Below are 17,745 nucleotides of genomic sequence, written 5' to 3' on the forward strand. Positions count from 1 at the left end.
GGATGATTGCCAAGCAGATGCTGCTGGCCCGATTTGACGATTAATGGGGGTCGCATGAACGCCGATACCAATACGCAGCTACGACGCTATCGCATCGCCTCCGTTCCCGGCGACGGTATCGGCCCCGAAGTCATCGCTGCCGGCCTTGAAGTGCTTGAAGTGCTGGCCGCCCGCAGCGGTGCCTTTGCGCTCGACGTCGATCACCATGACTGGGGCAGCGAACGCTATCGCAGGACCGGCGCGTTCATGCCGGACAATGCTTTGTCTCTGTTGAAAGAGACTGACGCGATTTATTTCGGCGCCGTCGGCGCACCCGACGTGCCGGACCACATCACGCTCTGGGGTTTGCGCCTGCCAATCTGCCAGCGTCTGGACCAATATGCCAATATCCGCCCGACGCGCATCTTTCCGGGCGTGAAAAGCCCGCTGAGGGGTGTGGAGGAAGGCGATCTCGACTGGCTGATCGTGCGCGAAAATTCCGAGGGGGAATATTCCGGCCATGGCGGCCGTGCGCATATCGGCCTGCCGGAGGAAGTGGCGACCGAAACCTCGATCTTCACGCGCCGGGGCGTCGAGCGCATCATGCGTTTTGCCTTCGGCGAGGCGCAGAAGCGTCCGCGCAAGCTTCTGACCGTCGTCACAAAATCAAACGCCCAGCGTCACGGTCTGGTGCTGTGGGATGAGATCGCCGCAGAAGTAGCCAGGGACTTTCCCGACGTGACCTGGGATAAGGAACTGGTCGATGCCATGACCTTCCGCATGGTCGCAAAACCAAAGAGCATCGACACAGTCGTTGCAACCAACCTGCATGCCGACATCTTATCCGACCTTGCGGCCGCACTTGCCGGCTCGCTTGGTATCGCACCGACCGGCAATGTCGATCCCGAGCGCCGCTTTCCGTCGATGTTCGAGCCGATTCACGGTTCGGCTTTCGATATTACCGGCAAGGGCATCGCCAACCCGGTCGGAAGTTTCTGGACGGCATCGCTGATGCTGGAACATCTCGGCGAAACGGCCGCGGCAAAGATACTGATCTCGGCAGTGGAACAGGTCTGTGCCGCCGGCATTCTCACTCCGGATCTCGGTGGCAAGGCCACGACGGCGGATGTGACGCGCGCCGTTTGCGAGGCTGTGCGAGGATCGAATTTCGCCCCTGGTGACGAGACTATCCCGACCGTCTGATCCGCGTCGGCCGCATCTTCCGGGTTGCCGTGGCTCTCGAATTCGGCATTCTCGGTACAGATGAGGGACTCATTTCGACGGCGGTCGCTCCTTTCGGCGACGTGAAGCAGTCCGGCATCGGTCGAGGGTTCGAAATAAGGCATCGAAGAGTTCCTCGAAGTCAAATATACGGCTATTGCTAGTCTGGCGAACTGAGGAGAATGCCATGAGTGCAGCTGACATCGAAGGCTTTGCGGCCCGGATCCGGAACCATGAAAGCCGGATGATCTCCGCCTGGGTGGGCATTCCCGATCCGCTGCTTGTCAATCACCTGGCACAGGAAGCCTTCGATGCCGTCGTCCTCGACATGCAGCACGGCATGTGGGACCTGCCGTCTGCAGCGGCTGCCGTCAGCCATGTGCGTATTGCCGGCAAGCCGGCGCTCGCCCGTATTCCGGTCGGCGATTTCGCCTCTGCCTCGCGCCTGCTCGATGCCGGCGCGTCCGGCATCATCGCGCCGATGATCAATTCGGCCGAAGATGCGAGGGCCTTCGTTAAGACCACGAAATACCCGCCGGCCGGCGAGCGCAGCTGGGGTCCGTCGTTGGCGCTCAACCACACCGGCCTTTCGGCGGACGATTATCTCAAGAACGCCAACGACCTGACGGTCGCAATCGCCATGATCGAGACGCGCGCGGCGCTGGAGGCGATCGATGATATCCTCGGCGTAGCCGGGGTCGACGGCATCTTCATCGGTCCCTCGGACCTTTCCATCGCGCTTTCCCATGGCGATCAGGTCGCACCGAATGCAGCTGAGATCGACAGCGCCATGCAGCACGCAGTTGCGCGTTGCCGCGCACATGGAAAATTCGCCTGCGCCTTTGCCGGTGACGGCGAGCGTGCGGGCGAGCTTCTGAAATTCGGCTTCGCCTTCGTCATCGCCGGCGCAGAAACCGCGCAATTGCGATCCGGTGCGCGCAGGGCGATCAACGCTGCCAGGAAGATTGCTTCCGCCGGTTGACCCGCCGAAACCCCAACGAAGTTGCATGTTGAGTATCGTCAGATGTTGGCGGTTTTCTTGGCCGGTCCGCGCTCGGCCAGGGAACATAGGGCGCTACGCGATCATGTAACCGCCATCGATAGGCATCGAGATGCCGTTGACCATCGCGGCTTCGTCCGACAGTAGGAATAGGATCACCTCCGCCACATCCTCGGGCTCCGCGAACCGGCCGACTGGGATGCGCTGTTGCATTCCCGCCGCCTTTTCGGGATCGCTCCAGGCCTTGATCGCCATTGGCGTCAAGGTCACCGTGGGATGAACGCCATTTACACGAATCCCTTGCGGCGCCAATTCCTTGGCCATGACACGAGTCAGGCCGTCCAAACCGCCCTTCGAAGCGCAATAGGCCGCATGATCGGGGATGCCGACGAAGGCCGCGACGGAGGACACGTTGACGATGGCGCCGTGGCGACCGTCTTCGATCAAGGATCGTGCATATTCCTGTGCCACGATCATCGGAGCGCGCGTGTTGACTGCAATCAGGTGGTCAAACGCCTCGACCGTGGTTTCGAGGAAGGACTGCAGTTCGGTCGTTCCTGCGCAACTGATGAGGAAGTCTGCTGGAAGCGCGGCGCGCACCGCCTCCCGCGTCGCGTTCGCATCGGCAAGATCAACCTGAATGGCCTGGCAGCCTAAGTCCTCACGGAGCGAAACGACGTCATCAGCACTTCTGGTCAGTGCCGCGACCTTGGCGCCGCGTTTGACCAATATCTCTGCCACAACGCGGCCGATACCCTTGCCGGCGCCGGTGACGATTACTTTCTTACCTTCGAAATTCATATGCTCCTCGCTTTACAATCGCTGTCCCGTTGCCTGATCAAAGATGTGAACGCGGCGGGGATCAATATGAAAATGCAGCACCTTGCCGGGTGTGACTTCGATACGCTCGCGGATGAGGGCATCGATCGGTACTCCACCGACGCGGCCGAAGATCAGCGTTTCGGAACCTGTTGGCTCGTAGACCGACACCTCAACCGGGATACCGTCTTCGGCGATAGTGATGTGCTCGGGACGGATGCCATAGGTTACGGCCTTCCCATCTTCGGCATTTAGGCCTCCGACGGGAAGGACGACGCCCTGATCGGTGACGACGACCTGTTTGCCTTCCCGGGTTGCGATCTTGCCCTGGAGAAAGTTCATTGACGGGCTGCCGATGAAACCGGCCACGAAGAGATTGGCCGGAAAGTCATAGAGATCGAGTGGCTTGCCGACCTGCTCCACCCTTCCGTCGCGCATGACGACGATCTTGTTCGCCATGGTCATCGCTTCGATCTGGTCATGCGTCACATAGACGGTCGTCGTCTTCAGGCGCTGGTGCAGTTCCTTGATTTCGACGCGCATGGTGACGCGAAGCTTGGCATCGAGGTTGGACAGCGGTTCATCGAACAGAAAGACCTGAGGGTCGCGGACGATCGCCCGGCCCATGGCGACGCGCTGTCGCTGACCGCCGGACAGCTGCTTCGGATAACGGTCCAGATAACGCGTCAGATCAAGGATCTCGGCCGCCTTGCCGACCTTCTCGGCGATTTCCGATTTCGGACGCTTCGCCATTTTCAGCGGAAAGCCCATATTCTCGGCGACTGTCTTGTGAGGATACAGCGCGTAGCTCTGGAAGACCATGGCAATGTCGCGTTCCTTCGGCGGAGCATTGGTGACCACCCGCCCGCCGATCCTGATGTCGCCGCTGCTGACGGTCTCCAGACCGGCGATCATGCGCAGCAGCGTGGATTTGCCACAACCGGAGGGGCCGACCAGGACGACGAATTCACCATCCTCGATATCGACGCTGACGCCGTGCATGACCTGAAGCGCGCCATATCTCTTGGTGACGTCGCTGACCTGTACGTTTGCCAAAGTCGTTTCTCCCTAATCCAGTTCGGCTTGCGTCTTGGTAATGTGCAAATAATTCATCGGCTCACCCCTTCCAGATGATGTAGGCGCCGAGCACGGCCGAGATTGCCGCCGCAAACCACACCGAAAGCCCGAACGGTTCGATGAACCGCATCCAGAGCAGGGAGAGAGCGACCCAGATTACGACCGAAATGAAGAGCCTGTCGAACCAGTTCGTCTCGATCGGCAGGAAGCCTGGCTGTCTTTCATTGTTCCGAGAATTCGAGGCCATCCCGCTATCCTTTCACTGCGCCGAAGGTCAGGCCGGCAACGATGTGACGCTGCACCACCGAGAAGACGATGAGGGCCGGGATCAAGGTCAGCATCGAGATCGCTGCCATGATGCCCCAGGCCGTCCCGGTCGTCGTCACGTATTCCGACAGGCCGGTTGTCAGCGTCCGGGCGTTGAAGTTGGTGAGTGTTGCGGCGAGCAGATATTCGTTCCACGCGAACACCCAGGTGAGGATGAGCGTCACTGCAAGGCCCGGTCGCGCCAATGGAAAGACGATGTCGTAGAGCACCATCCAGGGGCTCGCGCCATCCATATAGGCGGCCTCGTCCAGTTCCTTCGGAATGCTCTCTACGGTCGGACGCAGGGTCCAGATGGCGAAGGGAAGGTTGAAGGAGCAGTAGACCAGGATCATGCCGAGCCTGGTATCAGCCAGCGAAAAGTCGCCGATCCTGTAGACTTGCGTCAGCAGCAGGAAGAGCGGCAGCAGGAAGACCGCCGGTGGCGCCATGCGGTTGGTGATCGTCCAGAAGAAGATGCTTTCCTTGCCTGCGAGATCGAAACGCGTCAGCGCGTAGCAGGCAAGAAAGCCGAGGGTCGTCACCAGGATCGCGTTCCCCGACGAAATGACCAGCGAGTTGATCATGTATCGCCGCAAGGTCTCGTTCGTCAGCACGTCCTGGTAGTTCTTCCAGAAGAAGCTCCGAAGGACGACGTCTGGCGTGGAAAACAGGTCGAAGGGCTGCTTCAGCGAGATGACGAAGAGCCAGTAGATCGGGAAGAGAGTTGCAAAGCTTATCAGCGTCCACAAGAGAACCGAAAGCCAGGGGTTCTGTCTTCTCATCGCATCAGCCTTTCTTCGCGCGGGGAGCAATCAGGCCAACATAGAGCAGCCAGCAGACGACGATGGTGAGATAAAGCACGACGACCGAGATCGCTGAGCCGTAGCCGTAGTTCGTTTTCGGAAAAACCTCTCTGAAGATGTGAACGCCGATATAGCGCGTCGACGACCCCGGACCGCCTCCGGTCAGCATCAGGACTTCGTCGACCGTGCGCAGCGCGTCCATGAGCCTGATGAACACCGTGGCCAGCAGGGCAGGGCGGATCAGAGGGAGCGTGATATGCCAGAAGATTTGGCTCTTGCCGGCGCCATCGATCTGCGCCTGCTCGAAGGGATCTGGCGGAAGCGAGACCAAGGCAGCAATCAGGGACAGGGTGACCAGCGGCGTCCAGTGCCAGACGTCCATGATGACGGTGATAGTGAATGCCGCGAGCGCACTCTGGCCGATGTTCAGATCGTAACCGAACCAGCTTCGCAGCAGGTATGGGATGATGCCGATCGACGGTGTCGTCATCAGCTTCCAGACCGATCCGACAATGATGGGCGCCATTATCAGAGGAAGGGTGTGGATGGTGCGGAAGAACGCTTTTCCCGGAAAGTCCTTCATCAGCGCCTGCGCGAGTATGTATCCGAGGATCAGTTCGGAAACGACTGCGAAGAACACGAAGGCGATGGTGATGCCGAGCGAAGCAAGGAACTGCTTGTCGAAAACGAGGGTCCGGTAGTTCGAAGCCCAGTTGAAGACCATCAGCGGATTTGCCGCGAAAGGGTTCCACTGGTGAAACGAAACCCAGACAACGTAGATGAAAGGAAAGATGCCGAAGAGCCCAAGGATCAGGATCGTCGGTGACAGCAGCAGCCATCCAAGTTTTTGTGAATGCATCGCCTCATCCTCTTCGGCACCCAACGGGGGCGGCCTCTCAAGTCAAGAAAGGAGCGGGTCGCCAAGCGAAGACGACCCGCCAAGTTGGGGAGGATGACCTATTTGCGATAGCCGAGCGACGTGAGCTCTTCTTCCGTCTTGGCCGCCATCTGGTCGAGCCCTTCGTCGGGCGCGATCTTGCCGGTCAGGATGTCGAAGAAGATCGGCAGGGTTGCTTCACGCAGCTGGGCATGGAACGGATACGGAGGGGCGCCGGCGAAGAGTTTGCCCTCATCCTTCAGCATCGTGTAGAAACCGCCGAGTTTGACATCCATCGCCTTGACCTTCGGATCGTCGAAGGTCGCCTTGTTGGTGATGCGCGGTGCCGCGATCGCCCAATCGGGCTGCACGTCGTTCTGACCCATGAATTGGAGGAAGAGCAGGGCTGCTTCCTTGTTCTTGGATGTAACCGGCAAGCCGAAGGCGCCGCCGTCATAATAACCGATATAGCCCTTTCCGGTTTTCGCGTCTTCCAGAACGCCCGGTTCCAGCGGCGGCAGGGCAAAGCCCACTTTGTCGACGACCTTCGACTGTGCAGGATCACTCGCGATCCATGCGGCGTTCTCACCGTAGATCAATCCCTGAGCGACACGGCCGGCAGCGAAGGTCGTGGCGGTTTCCGTCCAGGTGGACTGGGTCGATTCCGGCGGGGCGATGTCGCGCAGATGCAGCCAGTATTTCAGCGCGGCTTTCGCCTTATCGCTGTTCATTGCGCCGCCATGTTCGACGGTTGCAGCATAGTTGTTGCTGGCGTCGATGCCCCAGTTGTAGACACCGAAGGTCGGAGCGATGGATTCGAAATATTCATACCAGGACGCGGCATGACCTGTATGGGCCTGCGCAGTGGTGCCCCAGAGCTCAATGCCGTTATCCTTGCCGTATTTGGTGAAGAATTCGGCGATCTGCGTGTAGTCCTCATGCGTGGTCGCCGGCTTCAGGTCCTTGCCAGTCTCCTTCTTGAAGGCTTCCTTGATCTTCGGATCGTCGAAAAGGTCCTTGCGATAGAGGTAGGTCTTCAGGAAGGCTTCCATCGGCACGCCAAAGAGATCGCCCTTCTTGTCCTTGAAGTAGTCGGCAAAGCTGGTGAAGTTTGCGTCGTCGTAGGTCGGCGCCTTCAGATCCGCCTGATCCTTCAGCGTCTGCGTAATGTCGACGAGGAAATCCCGGGACAGATACGAATAGATGATGTCCTGTTCGATATAGACCATGTCATAGATGCCGGTCTTGGCCTCCATGTCCTTGATGGCCTTGTCGTACATCTGATCCCAGGACGTCGTCTCGATCTCGACCTTGATGCCCGTCTTCTTCTCGAATTCCGGCGCCAGCACATCCTTGATGTAGTTGGACGGGGGCGTGCTTTCGGTCACTCCGTGCAGCGTCACGCCCTTGAATTTGGCGCCGGCGTCGGACCAGAAATCTGCCCAGGCCGGCGAGGCAGCGGTGGCGAGACTGAGCGTCAGCGCGAGCGCGCTGGCCTTCAAAGCGTAGTTCATTTCAATCCTCCCAGATAGCAGCGAGATCATGTCGCCGGACCTTTGTGTAGAGGAAAAATGCCGTCTGCGCAATATTTGTTGTCTAAACCTGCAAATATGCAAGCTATGTTATTGTTTTCGGTAGAAAGTAATTTTCGAGAGAGAGATGGAGATAGGATGCAGGAATAACATTGCTGCATCGCAATGATTTACCTCGCAAAGGCAAAATTACGATCCTCGAATTTATTTGTTGCTTTGCCATACTAAATAACATAGCTGTTGCGCGAAGGCAGGCATCCAGCGGAGGAAAATGGCCATGCGTCGATTGGGTATCCATTCATTTGTATGGACAGGCGGCCAAACCCAGGAGGGCCTCGAAATGGCCCTTAACAAGTCGGCCGAGCACGGATATCGCACGATCGAATTCGCCTATCTGCGCCCGGAGAAATTCAATCTCGATCGTCTGGCGAAGCTCGCGCAATCTCTCGGCCTCGAGATCGGCGTGACGATGGGCCTGCCCGTCGACAAGGATATCTCAAGCGAGGATGCGGCGGCCATCGCCGCCGGTAGGCAGATGCTGGCCGATGCAGTGCATGCGGTGCGCGACATCGGCGGCAACAAGCTCGGTGGCATCCTCTATTCTGCCCATACCAAATATAATCGACAGCCCACGAAGAAGGGCTGGGACAACAGCGTCGCCGCGATCGCTGCGACTGCGGATATTGCAAGGGATGCGGGCGTCGACCTCGTCCTTGAGGTCGTGAACCGCTTCGAAACGAACCTTTTGAATACGACCGCCCAGGGACTGAAGTTCATTTCCGAGACCGGATCGGACCATGTCCGCCTGCATCTCGATACCTTCCACATGAATATCGAAGAAGCAAATCCGGCGGCTGCGATCCGGCTCGCCGGCGACAAGATCGGCTACTTCCACATCGGCGAAAGCAACCGCGGCTATCTCGGTGACGGCGTGATCAACTTCGATCTGATCTTCGATGCGTTGCTCGATATCGACTACAAGCGCGACATCGTGTTCGAGAGCTTTTCAACCGCCGTCGTCGACGAAGGCCTTTCGCTCGCCTGCGCAATCTGGCGTGACACCTGGACCGACAATGACCCGCTGGCGGCACATGCCAAGCGCTATATCGAGTTGAAATATGAAGAAGCGAAACGCCGCCGCGTCACGAACGCGCGCCCTTGATAATCCTTCTGCCGATCTGCTTCGAAAGTGTAGGCTGGAGCAGTCGATTTGAAGAGAAATGAAGATGAACGACACCGTCTCCATCGGAAGCTCGCCGCGCAGGATCAGGCAGAACAACATCGTCGCTGCCCTGCAGACGATCTACGGCCATCGCCGCCTAAGTCGGGCCGATCTGGCGCGGAAGCTTGGAATGAACCGCTCGTCGTCGGGCGAGATCGTTGCCGAGTTGACGGAAAGCGGCTTGGTCCAGGAGTCGGAGGAGAGCAGCAAGCAGCGTTCGGAGCAATCGCGCGCCGGCCGGCCGGGGATCATGCTCGAACTGGTGCCGGATGCGGCATTCTTCGCCGGGCTCGAGCTTGGCGTCGAGCACATATCTGCTGTCGTCGTGGATCTTTCGGCAGACGTCCGTGCCTGTCGCAGGCTGGCCTTCCAGGCGCAGTCCTCGACCGTGGAGGAAGCTGTGGCGCGGGGCGTCGAACTGCTCATGAACGCCATGTCGACAGAAATGGTCGAGCGCTGCAGGGGGCTGGGCATATCCGCGCCGGCGCATATCCGGCCGGAAGGAATTGTCACGCTTGCGCCGATCATCGGCTGGCGAGAGGTGCCATTGAAGGAGATCGGCCGCAGCGCCTTTCCGGCCGAGGTGCCGATTGCGGTGGAGAACGATGCCAACGCCTTCGCCATCGGTGACAGCTATCGTCGCGGCATTTCCGGGGTGACGCTCTTCCTGCTCATGGAGACCGGCGTCGGTGGAGGGATCATGATCGACGGGAAGCTGTTTCGTGGCGGTCATGGCCTTGCGGGCGAAATCGGCCATACCCTCGTACCGGGAAGCGGCGGACAGAAATTCGAGCAGCTGATCGGCCGCGAGGTGCTGATCCGGCAGTACCGGGAAGCGACCGGCCGTACCGACGTCGATCTGCAGGATTTCCTCACCGACGTTCGCGACCGTGTCCCGGACGCGGTGAACATAGCGGAGATGTGGTCGCGGCATCTTGCCTATGCGTTGCTGCAGGCCTGCCGTCTGCTCGATCCGGTCCGGATTGTCCTCGGCGGCTCCGTGGCCTCGCTCTATCCGATGGTGGCTGCCCGTGTGGCGGTCCACATGGCGGAGGGCCAGAACATTCCTTTTCCGACACCCGAGATCGTCGTTGATGACGATGCGGAATTCGGGTCCGCCTTCGGCGCGGCGTGCATGCTGCACCAGCGCTTCCTCTCTCTCGAAAACGAGGAATTCGGCGGTGAAGACGGTGCCTTACAACGATCAACAGCGACTTAGCGACACCTATCGAAAGCAGGATTGCAATGACTTCAGTGCTGGCTCCGGACAGTCTTGGTCCCACGGTTTGCGTCGGTGAGATCCTCGTGGAGATCGTCGCCACGACCGTCGGAGACGGATTCCTTGAGGCTCAGTCTCTTGTCGGCCCGTTCGCCAGCGGGGCGCCGGCGATCTTCATCTCGCAATGCGGCCGGCTCGGCGGCTCGGCGGCGATGGTGGGAGCCGTCGGCAATGACGATTTCGGTCGTGTCAACGTTGACCGCCTCAGGCGTGACGGCGTCGATGTCTCTACCATTGCCATCGATCCTGACTATCCGACGGGAAGCGCCTTCGTCCGCTACCGCAACGACGGTTCCCGCGACTTCGTCTATAATATCGCAAGGTCCGCGGCCGCACGCTTCGGCTGGTCTCAGGATGTCAGCGATCTCATCAGCCGCAGCGGGCATCTTCACGTGATGGGTTCGGCACTTTCCGTCCGGAGTGCTCGGGAGGTGATCGACAAGGCGGTCGACATCGTCAAGGCGCGGGGCGGTACGCTGTCGGTCGATCCGAACATCCGCAAGGAATTGCAGCTCGATGAGGACACCGAGCGCCGATTTTCCCGGCTCGTCGCTGCCGCCGATCTTCTCTTGCCGTCGGGTGAGGAGCTTGAGAGGGCGGCAGGTGTATCAGGCGAAGCCGAAGCGATCCAACGCCTTTTCGAAATTGGCGTGAAGGAGATCGTGCTGAAGCGTGGTGCCGAAGGCGCGACCTATTTCGGCAAGGATGGAGGCCGTATCGATGCCCCTGCGTTCCTCGTCGACGAGGTCGATCCGACCGGCGCCGGCGATTGCTTCGGCGGCGCTTACCTCACCTGCCGGCGGCTCGGAATGTCTCCAGGCGAGGCTCTCACATATGGTTCGGCTGCAGGTGCGCGTAATGTTGCGATCCGTGGCCCGATGGAAGGTGCCGGCACACGTCAGGAGCTCGACGCGTTCATCGCCTCAACGGAAAGGCGTTCCTGATGCAGATTGCGCTCAATCAACTGGCCACGCTCAGGGCTGAGGGTCGTCCCCTTGGTATTACCTCTGTCTGCTCGGCCCATCCGATCGTCTTGAGAGCGGCGTTGCGTCATGGGCGGGATCATTCGAGCACGGTTCTGATCGAGGCCACCTGCAACCAGGTCAACCACCTGGGCGGCTATACAGGCATGACCCCTGAGGACTTTGCGGCCCTCGTCCTGCGCGTCGCCAAAGAGGAGGGGTGCCCAGAAAATCTCATCGTGCTGGGAGGCGATCATCTCGGGCCAAATCCCTGGCGGGATCGTGCGGCCGAAGAGGCCATGGTGGAAGCCGAGAGGATGGTCGCGGCCTATATTGATGCCGGCTTCCGCAAGATCCATTTGGACGCGTCGATGGGCTGCCTGGGCGAACCCGCCGCATTGGACGACGAGACGACCGCCTATCGCGCTGCACGGCTTGCCGCCGTCGCGGAGACCGCGGCAAGGCGGGCAGGAGGCGCCATGCCGGTCTATGTAATCGGCACGGAGGTTCCTCCTCCCGGTGGTGCCGATCACACGCTGACCACGATCGAGCCGACCGAGGCTTCGGCCGCCAGACGGACGATCGATATCCATCGTCGTATCTTCGCACAGGCCGGCCTTGCTGAGGCGTTTGCGCGTGCCATCGGCCTCGTGGTGCAGCCGGGCGTCGAGTTCGGCAACCATAATGTCATCAGCTATGATCGCGGCAGGATCGACGCGTTGAAGCAGGTGCTCGAGGACGAGCCACAATTCGTGTTCGAAGCGCATTCCACCGATTATCAGGGCACTCGTCCGCTGACTGCACTCGTCGAAGACGGTTTTCCGATCCTCAAGGTTGGACCGGAACTGACCTTTGTCCTGCGCGAGGCCCTCTACGGGCTGGATCTGATCGCATCCGCCCTCGTGTCTGATTATGGCGAACGTCCGCTATACGCTGCGATGGAGGCTTTGATGCTGACGCATCCGGAAAACTGGAGCCGTCACTATCATGGTACGGAGGACGAGCAGCGCTGGCTTCGTCATTACTCGCTGTCTGATCGCATCCGATACTATTGGACGTCTGAGCCGGCTCAATCCGCGGTCGCGCGCCTTTACGGTGCGCTTGCAGGGAAAGCCGTGCCACTTCCGCTTTTCTGGCAGCACATGCCGGCAGCCGCACTGTTTTCCGATGCGCCACTCGATCCGGAAGAGGTTTTGGTCTGGCGGGTGACGAAAAGCCTTGCCGAATATCATGCAGCATGCGGCGGAGCGAGATGAGGCCGCCCAACAGAGGAGGAAGGAATGAACGAGTTGAAAGGGAAGGTTGCTGCGATCACGGGCGCGGCCTCCGGTATCGGTATGGCGTCGACGGAGGCGATGATCGCGGCGGGTGCCACGGTCGTTCTTGTTGACCGTGACGAGAAAGCGTTGAAGTCTGCCTGCGAGCGCCTCGGTGCACAGGCGATACCTCTCGCTTTGGATCTCCTGGATCCCGAGGCATGCGCCGGGCTTCTCGATCGCGTGCTGTCCAAGGTAAGCCAGCTCGATATCTTTCATGCCAATGCTGGCACCTATATCGGCGGTGACCTCGCGGACGCCAATCTCGATGCCATCGACCGGATGCTGAACCTGAACGTCAATGTCGTCATCAAGAATGTCCGGACCGTCATTCCGCACATGATCGAACGTGGCACCGGCGACATCGTCGTCACAAGCTCCGTCGCGGGCCATGCGCCCGTTCCCTGGGAGCCGGTCTATTCGCCGTCGAAATGGGCGATGCATTGCTTCGTCCAGACCATGCGCCGCCAGCTTCTGAAAAGCGGTATTCGTGTCGGCTCCGTCTCGCCCGGTCCTGTCATCAGCGCGCTGCTTGCCGACTGGCCGGAGGAAAACCTCCGCAAGGCGAAGGAAGCTGGGGCCCTGATCGAACCCAAGGAGGTGGCTGACGCCATCATGTTCATGCTGACGCGTCCGCGTAACGTCACGATCCGCGACATCGTCGTTCTACCAAGCGCATTCGACATCTGAGGAGCCGAGCTATGAGCTATCAGGAAAAATTCCGCCTCGACGGCGAACGGGCTGTCGTTACCGGCGGCGGACGCGCCATTGGACTTTGCTGCGCCCATGCGCTCGCCGAGGCTGGTGCCGCCGTCATCGTGATCGAGCGTAACGAAGCCGACGCAGAGGAAGCGCTGGCGCTTCGGGGCAAGGGATATGACATCGAGTTACGGTTGGGTGACGTCACTGATTCCGCGCGCATGGAGGCCATTGCCAATGAGCTTGCCGATGGTGGCCGGCCGGCATCGATCCTGGTGAACAATGCAGGGATCGGCAAGAACGGCATCCCGTCGGAGGACGTCACCGACGCCGACTGGCTGCGGATGATGGACGTCAATGTCAATGGCGTCTTCTGGTGCTCGCGTTCCTTCGGCCGTCACATGGTTGCGATGAAACGCGGTGCGATCGTCAATCTCGGTTCGATGTCGGGCATCATCTGCAACCGGCCGCAGGCGCAGACACCTTATAATGTTTCGAAGGCGGCTGTGCACCACATAACGCGCTCGATGGCCGCCGAGTGGGCCCAGCACGGCGTCAGGGTCAATGCCGTCGCGCCGACTTATATCGAAACGCCGATGGTTGCGGCAGTCGAAGCCAATCGTGAACGGATTCCGATCTGGCTCAACGATACGCCGATGGGACGAATGGGCACGCCGGAGGAGGTTGCCAGCGCTGTTCTCTTCCTTGCATCCGGTGCTGCAAGCCTGATGACGGGTGCAATCGTCAGCGTCGACGCAGGTTTCACCTGCTGGTAGATGCGCTATAGTTCGCAGGCGCCGTGTCCGCAGGGGCCTGCACTCCATCAAAGTTCAACTCCGAGCCGGGTCGTCCCTCACGGCATCGGCGAACTTGCGCATCAGGCGGACCAGATTGTCGAGATCATCGGGATCCCAGGTCTTGAATATCTCGATCCCCATGCGCTCGCGCGCGGCATCGACACGATCCGTCATTGATTTGCCTTGCGGGGTCACGATTGCTTCGCTGACGCGCCGGTCCGTCGCGCTGGCCTGACGTTGGATCAGGCCGAGGCTCTCCAGCTTGGCGACCTGACGGCTGACCGTCGTGTAGTCACGGCCGGCACGGTCGGCCAGCTCGACCACGCCGATTGGCCCCAGTCTCTCGATACCCACCAGCAGGGGAAAGAGCGCACGGTCGAGCGAGATTCCAGCCTCCCTGACCATTGCTTCGTCCCGTTGTGGACGGTTCATGACGCTGACGATTTCAAGCAGCGATCCATGAAGGTCACGGATACAGTTTGAGATGTGTGTATTTTGCACATTTTTTGTTGACGGCATTCCTGTTCTCCTATTATGTGCATAATACACATAAATGAGGAGCTACGGCAATGACAGATGAAGATGCAATCGATGTTTTGATTTGTGGCGCCGGCGCTGCCGGCCTGACACTGGCGATCGATCTGGCGCGGCGCGGCATATCCTTCCGGCTGATCGAGAAAATGGATGATCCGTTTCGCGGCTCACGCGGCAAGGGCCTCCAGCCGCGAACCCTGGAAGTCTTTGAGGATCTCGGTATCGTCGACAGGATTGCCGCTTCCGGCAGCCTCTATCCGCACCAGCGCGAATATCATGGCGACGGTAGCGTGAAGGATGTTGCGCTTTTCGAGGTCGGTGAACCGATCCCGGCCGAGCCCTACGGCACGCCGCTTCTCGTCCCCCAATTTCTAACGGAGTCAGCAATGCGCGAACGCCTCGCAGAACTCGGTCATTCTCCGGAATTCGGCTGCACACTGATTGCCTTCGAACAGGACCGGCAAGGTGTCACCGCAAGGATCGCCAAGGATGGGGAGCAGCAAATTGTGCGGGCGCTTTACCTCGTTGGCACCGACGGTGGTCGAAGCTTCGTCCGCCACGCACTTTCCATCGACTTTCCGGGAAAGACGCTCGGCGTTCGCGCGATCGTCGCCGATGTGACGTTGACAGGGTTGAGCAGAGACGTCTGGCATCGATTCAACGAGGGATCGATGGAAACGCAGATCTCCTTTTGCCCCTTGGCCGAGACAGGCCTCTTCCAGATGCAGGGGCCGATACCCCTGGAGGGTGAAATCGATCTCTCCGCCGAGGGGCTTTCGGCCCTCACGGCTGAGCGCACAGGCCGCAGCGATATCAATATTCAATCGGTTTCCTGGGCTTCGGCATTCAATATGAACGCCCGGCTTGCCGACAGCTATCGCGTTGGCCGTGTCTTTCTCGCCGGCGACGCAGCCCATACCCACCCGCCGACAGGTGGCCAGGGCCTGAACACCAGCGTTCAGGACGCCTATAATCTTGGCTGGAAACTGGCAGCCGTCCTGTCGGGTGCTCCAGAGGGGCTGCTCGACACCTATGAGGAAGAGCGCCGTCTGATCGCAGCGGACATGCTGGGGCTCGCCACCAGGCTGCTCGACGACGCAAAACGCGGCGAGATGCGGCGTGGCCGCGAGGTTCACCAGCTTGACATCGGCTATGGCGGTTCCAGCCTGTCGCTTGACGATCCGCTGCGTCGGGCTCGTATCCTCGCCGGGGACCGCGCTCCCGATGCGCTGCTGAAGGGTGCCGCAGGTCAGGCTACCCGGCTGTTTGAGCTCTTCAAAGGCCCGCATTGGACACTTCTTGGATTTGAGGCGGCAGCCATTTCCATTCAGCCGCGCAAGGGCCTGCATATTCATAGGATTGGACAAGGCGGCGATCTCACCGACAGCGAAAACCGGTTCCGCGAAACCTATGATATCGCGTCGGGCGAGTGGATCCTTGTCCGTCCCGATGGTTATATCGGCGCGATCGTATCGCAGCCCGAAGCGGCAGCATTGGAAACCTATCTTCGGTCTGTCGGATTGCAGGCAGGTGCAACGGTAACGCATTGAAACATGCTTCCGCGATATGATCCGCCAGCGAATCCGGAAATATTTATGGCGCGGAATCTTCAAGGATTTTCAGCAACGTGCCGCTATAATTGTGATGACAGCGGCGTTGGTAACGGTTGCGCATCGGGCATTTGGCCGCCTTGTGCTTCCGCCGCCTGCGACCGATATGACACAATCACGGATCACTCATGCCGAAATTCCTGTTCGCTTCGATATTCGCACGCACCAGCCGAGCTATCGGTCTTCGCCTGCTTGCCCTTTCAGTTGGACTGCTGATTTTCGTTGTTACGGGTCATGCTGAAGATGTCCTGCGCATTCCCTATTCGTCCGATATAGGCAGTCTCGACCCCGACAACGGATTTGAGGTTGCCGGATTGACGACACTCGACAGCGTCTACGAGGGTCTCGTCAAATATGAAGCCGGCTCAACGAAGATCGCCGGCTTGCTGGCAAAGAGCTGGGAGGTATCGGGGGACGGTCTGGCCTATACGTTTCACCTTGTCGACGGCGTCAAGTTTCATGATGGTACGGCCCTAAACGCGGATGCGGTTGTCACCTCATTCAAGCGCCGTCGCGACGGCGGTCTTGTCCAGAACTATACGCTCGCCAACATGGCAGATATCGCAGCACCGGATGCTTCCACCGTCGTCATCACGCTGCGCCATACACAGCCTTCCTTCATGGATAGTCTCGCAAGCCCGTGGGGGCCGAAAGTCATCAGCCCGGGAGCCCTTTCCGATCATGCCAAGGGCGACCTTGCCACGGGATGGCTGACCGATCATGCGGTTGGAACCGGGCCCTTCAAGCTCGCCGAATTCAAGCGAGGTGAGCGATATGTGCTCGAGCGGAACGAAAACTATTGGGGGGCCAAACCTTTTTTCGGCAAGGTGGAATTTTTGGTCATTCCCGATATCGGCCAGCAGATTCTCAAATTGAAAGCCGGTGAGATCGATGCCGTACCTGCCAATTTCCCGTTCGCGCAGGTCAGTAGCCTGCCAGCCGATCTGCAAATAACCTCGGCTCCCAGCATGACACAATACGAGGCCTTCATTAAGCCGGGATCGCCGCTCGATGATGCCGAGGTTCGCAAGGCGGTTCTGACCGCAATCAACCCGAATTTGTGGGCGAGCGATGCTTTCGGGCAATATGCGCATGTCTCGAAATCGCTCTATCCGAACATCATGCTGGATCCGGGTCAGCCAGTACAGTTTCCGACGGATATCGAGGCAGCGAAATCTGCCATCGCCAGGCACGGAGCGGTCACCCTCAGCATCGGGCTCTACAGCGCCAATCCGAGCTACGGGCGTATCGCCGACCTGATGATCGCCGGGCTGGCGCTCATCGGCGTCCAGGCCACCTCCCATATCATGCCGCCGGGGGCGGCCTATGCCATGAAGGGCGATTCCGCAGCTCCGGACATGCTGCTGATCATCGCTTCTCCGGACGCGGCTCACCCAGACAATCAGGCGAAGGCCTTCTTCACCAAGGATGCGCCGCTCAATCTTTACGGCAGGGCGCTTCCGGATGCGGATGCGCTTGTCGCGGAAGGCGCATCCAAAGCGGATATCGCCGCGCGCAACGCGCTTTATGAAAAAGCCGGCCAGATGTATTTCGATGCAGGCCATTTCATCCCGCTCGTCGATGTCGACGACGTTGTAGTCCATCGCATGGGGCTGAAGGATTTGGGTCTGCGGCCGGTCTTTCCAAGAGGCAGCATCGATTTTTCGAGCGTGAGACGCTGATGGCCGGGGTGCCGGCCTCAGACGGAGTTC

Annotated in this window: 17 protein-coding genes; 10 read left to right on the plus strand and 7 right to left on the minus strand. The window is 59.7% G+C overall.

Features of this window, described 5'->3' with window-relative positions; genetic code table 11:
• The first annotated feature begins 54 nt into the window (after positions 1-54).
• A complete protein-coding gene (locus FHX06_RS14295) occupies positions 55-1,182 on the plus strand; it encodes a tartrate dehydrogenase (protein ID WP_113014412.1) in 1,128 nt (375 codons plus the stop codon).
• Between the two features lie 205 nt (positions 1,183-1,387).
• Positions 1,388-2,182 carry an HpcH/HpaI aldolase family protein gene (locus FHX06_RS14300; RefSeq protein ID WP_113014411.1) on the plus strand — a complete coding sequence of 265 codons (795 nt, stop codon included), beginning with the start codon at positions 1,388-1,390 and terminating at the stop codon, positions 2,180-2,182.
• A 93-nt stretch (positions 2,183-2,275) separates the two neighbouring features.
• On the opposite strand, the gene FHX06_RS14305 is transcribed toward FHX06_RS14300, so the two are convergent.
• The 6 genes from FHX06_RS14305 to FHX06_RS14330 all read right to left on the minus strand — a co-directional run bounded on the left by FHX06_RS14305 (position 2,276) and on the right by FHX06_RS14330 (position 7,596).
• A complete protein-coding gene (locus FHX06_RS14305) occupies positions 2,276-3,001 on the minus strand; it encodes an SDR family oxidoreductase (RefSeq protein ID WP_183879767.1) in 726 nt (241 codons plus the stop codon).
• Between the two features lie 12 nt (positions 3,002-3,013).
• Positions 3,014-4,075 carry an ABC transporter ATP-binding protein gene (locus tag FHX06_RS14310; protein ID WP_112546277.1) on the minus strand — a complete coding sequence of 354 codons (1,062 nt, stop codon included), beginning with the start codon at positions 4,073-4,075 and terminating at the stop codon, positions 3,014-3,016.
• 61 nt (positions 4,076-4,136) lie between these two features.
• Positions 4,137-4,343: a DUF2160 family membrane protein gene (locus FHX06_RS14315; protein ID WP_112546278.1), complete on the minus strand. Its 207-nt coding sequence runs from the start codon at positions 4,341-4,343 to the stop codon at positions 4,137-4,139.
• Positions 4,344-4,347: 4 nt separating this feature from the next.
• The gene (locus FHX06_RS14320; protein WP_112546279.1) at positions 4,348-5,184 is read right to left on the minus strand and encodes a carbohydrate ABC transporter permease; all 837 of its coding nucleotides are present in this window, start codon (positions 5,182-5,184) and stop codon (positions 4,348-4,350) included.
• Between the two features lie 4 nt (positions 5,185-5,188).
• The gene (locus tag FHX06_RS14325; RefSeq protein WP_112546353.1) at positions 5,189-6,064 is read right to left on the minus strand and encodes a carbohydrate ABC transporter permease; all 876 of its coding nucleotides are present in this window, start codon (positions 6,062-6,064) and stop codon (positions 5,189-5,191) included.
• Positions 6,065-6,162: 98 nt separating this feature from the next.
• A complete protein-coding gene (locus tag FHX06_RS14330; protein ID WP_112546280.1) occupies positions 6,163-7,596 on the minus strand; it encodes an extracellular solute-binding protein in 1,434 nt (477 codons plus the stop codon).
• Positions 7,597-7,891: 295 nt separating this feature from the next.
• Between FHX06_RS14330 and FHX06_RS14335 the strand changes: the two genes are divergently transcribed.
• The 6 genes from FHX06_RS14335 (at position 7,892) to FHX06_RS14360 (ending at position 13,868) form a co-directional block, all read left to right on the plus strand.
• Positions 7,892-8,776 (plus strand): sugar phosphate isomerase/epimerase family protein, encoded by an 885-nt coding sequence (locus FHX06_RS14335; RefSeq protein ID WP_112546281.1) that lies wholly within the window; start codon positions 7,892-7,894, stop codon positions 8,774-8,776.
• A gap of 64 nt (positions 8,777-8,840) precedes the next feature.
• Positions 8,841-10,055: an ROK family transcriptional regulator gene (locus tag FHX06_RS14340; RefSeq protein ID WP_112969180.1), complete on the plus strand. Its 1,215-nt coding sequence runs from the start codon at positions 8,841-8,843 to the stop codon at positions 10,053-10,055.
• A gap of 26 nt (positions 10,056-10,081) precedes the next feature.
• Entirely contained in the window at positions 10,082-11,059 is a 978-nt protein-coding gene (locus tag FHX06_RS14345; protein WP_183879769.1) for a sugar kinase, read from the plus strand.
• Positions 11,059-12,333: a D-tagatose-bisphosphate aldolase, class II, non-catalytic subunit gene (locus FHX06_RS14350; RefSeq protein WP_183879771.1), complete on the plus strand. Its 1,275-nt coding sequence runs from the start codon at positions 11,059-11,061 to the stop codon at positions 12,331-12,333. Before FHX06_RS14345 ends, FHX06_RS14350 begins: the two co-directional genes overlap by 1 nt.
• A 24-nt stretch (positions 12,334-12,357) precedes the next feature.
• The gene (locus FHX06_RS14355; protein ID WP_112546284.1) at positions 12,358-13,083 is read left to right on the plus strand and encodes an SDR family oxidoreductase; all 726 of its coding nucleotides are present in this window, start codon (positions 12,358-12,360) and stop codon (positions 13,081-13,083) included.
• Between the two features lie 11 nt (positions 13,084-13,094).
• On the plus strand, positions 13,095-13,868 hold the full coding sequence (locus tag FHX06_RS14360) for an SDR family NAD(P)-dependent oxidoreductase (RefSeq protein WP_112546285.1): 774 nt from the start codon (positions 13,095-13,097) through the stop codon (positions 13,866-13,868).
• Positions 13,869-13,922: 54 nt separating this feature from the next.
• Here the strand turns inward: FHX06_RS14360 and FHX06_RS14365 are convergent, their stop codons facing one another.
• Entirely contained in the window at positions 13,923-14,408 is a 486-nt protein-coding gene (locus FHX06_RS14365; protein ID WP_112546286.1) for a MarR family winged helix-turn-helix transcriptional regulator, read from the minus strand.
• A gap of 50 nt (positions 14,409-14,458) precedes the next feature.
• On the opposite strand from FHX06_RS14365, the gene FHX06_RS14370 reads away from it, so the two are divergent.
• Together FHX06_RS14370 and FHX06_RS14375 are read left to right on the plus strand one after the other, a co-directional pair.
• A complete protein-coding gene (locus FHX06_RS14370; protein ID WP_183879774.1) occupies positions 14,459-15,973 on the plus strand; it encodes an FAD-dependent oxidoreductase in 1,515 nt (504 codons plus the stop codon).
• A 188-nt stretch (positions 15,974-16,161) separates the two neighbouring features.
• The gene (locus FHX06_RS14375; RefSeq protein ID WP_183879776.1) at positions 16,162-17,715 is read left to right on the plus strand and encodes an ABC transporter substrate-binding protein; all 1,554 of its coding nucleotides are present in this window, start codon (positions 16,162-16,164) and stop codon (positions 17,713-17,715) included.
• Positions 17,716-17,745: the final 30 nt, after the last annotated feature.

Source organism: Rhizobium sp. BK512 (assembly GCF_014194915.1).
Lineage (GTDB): Bacteria > Pseudomonadota > Alphaproteobacteria > Rhizobiales > Rhizobiaceae > Rhizobium.

Excerpts from the sequence above, each read along its gene's own strand:
- FHX06_RS14345 (WP_183879769.1), top strand. The coding sequence starts at position 10,082 with ATGACTTCAGTGCTGGCTCCGGACAGTCTTGGTCCCACGGTTTGCGTC.
- FHX06_RS14360 (WP_112546285.1), top strand. The coding sequence starts at position 13,095 with ATGAGCTATCAGGAAAAATTCCGCCTCGACGGCGAACGGGCTGTCGTT.
- FHX06_RS14340 (WP_112969180.1), top strand. The coding sequence starts at position 8,841 with ATGAACGACACCGTCTCCATCGGAAGCTCGCCGCGCAGGATCAGGCAG.
- FHX06_RS14365 (WP_112546286.1), bottom strand. The coding sequence starts at position 14,408 with ATGCCGTCAACAAAAAATGTGCAAAATACACACATCTCAAACTGTATC.
- FHX06_RS14305 (WP_183879767.1), bottom strand. The coding sequence starts at position 3,001 with ATGAATTTCGAAGGTAAGAAAGTAATCGTCACCGGCGCCGGCAAGGGT.
- FHX06_RS14375 (WP_183879776.1), top strand. The coding sequence starts at position 16,162 with ATGCCGAAATTCCTGTTCGCTTCGATATTCGCACGCACCAGCCGAGCT.
- FHX06_RS14300 (WP_113014411.1), top strand. The coding sequence starts at position 1,388 with ATGAGTGCAGCTGACATCGAAGGCTTTGCGGCCCGGATCCGGAACCAT.
- FHX06_RS14335 (WP_112546281.1), top strand. The coding sequence starts at position 7,892 with ATGCGTCGATTGGGTATCCATTCATTTGTATGGACAGGCGGCCAAACC.
- FHX06_RS14370 (WP_183879774.1), top strand. The coding sequence starts at position 14,459 with ATGACAGATGAAGATGCAATCGATGTTTTGATTTGTGGCGCCGGCGCT.
- FHX06_RS14330 (WP_112546280.1), bottom strand. The coding sequence starts at position 7,596 with ATGAACTACGCTTTGAAGGCCAGCGCGCTCGCGCTGACGCTCAGTCTC.
- FHX06_RS14320 (WP_112546279.1), bottom strand. The coding sequence starts at position 5,184 with ATGAGAAGACAGAACCCCTGGCTTTCGGTTCTCTTGTGGACGCTGATA.
- FHX06_RS14295 (WP_113014412.1), top strand. The coding sequence starts at position 55 with ATGAACGCCGATACCAATACGCAGCTACGACGCTATCGCATCGCCTCC.
- FHX06_RS14325 (WP_112546353.1), bottom strand. The coding sequence starts at position 6,064 with ATGCATTCACAAAAACTTGGATGGCTGCTGCTGTCACCGACGATCCTG.
- FHX06_RS14355 (WP_112546284.1), top strand. The coding sequence starts at position 12,358 with ATGAACGAGTTGAAAGGGAAGGTTGCTGCGATCACGGGCGCGGCCTCC.
- FHX06_RS14350 (WP_183879771.1), top strand. The coding sequence starts at position 11,059 with ATGCAGATTGCGCTCAATCAACTGGCCACGCTCAGGGCTGAGGGTCGT.
- FHX06_RS14315 (WP_112546278.1), bottom strand. The coding sequence starts at position 4,343 with ATGGCCTCGAATTCTCGGAACAATGAAAGACAGCCAGGCTTCCTGCCG.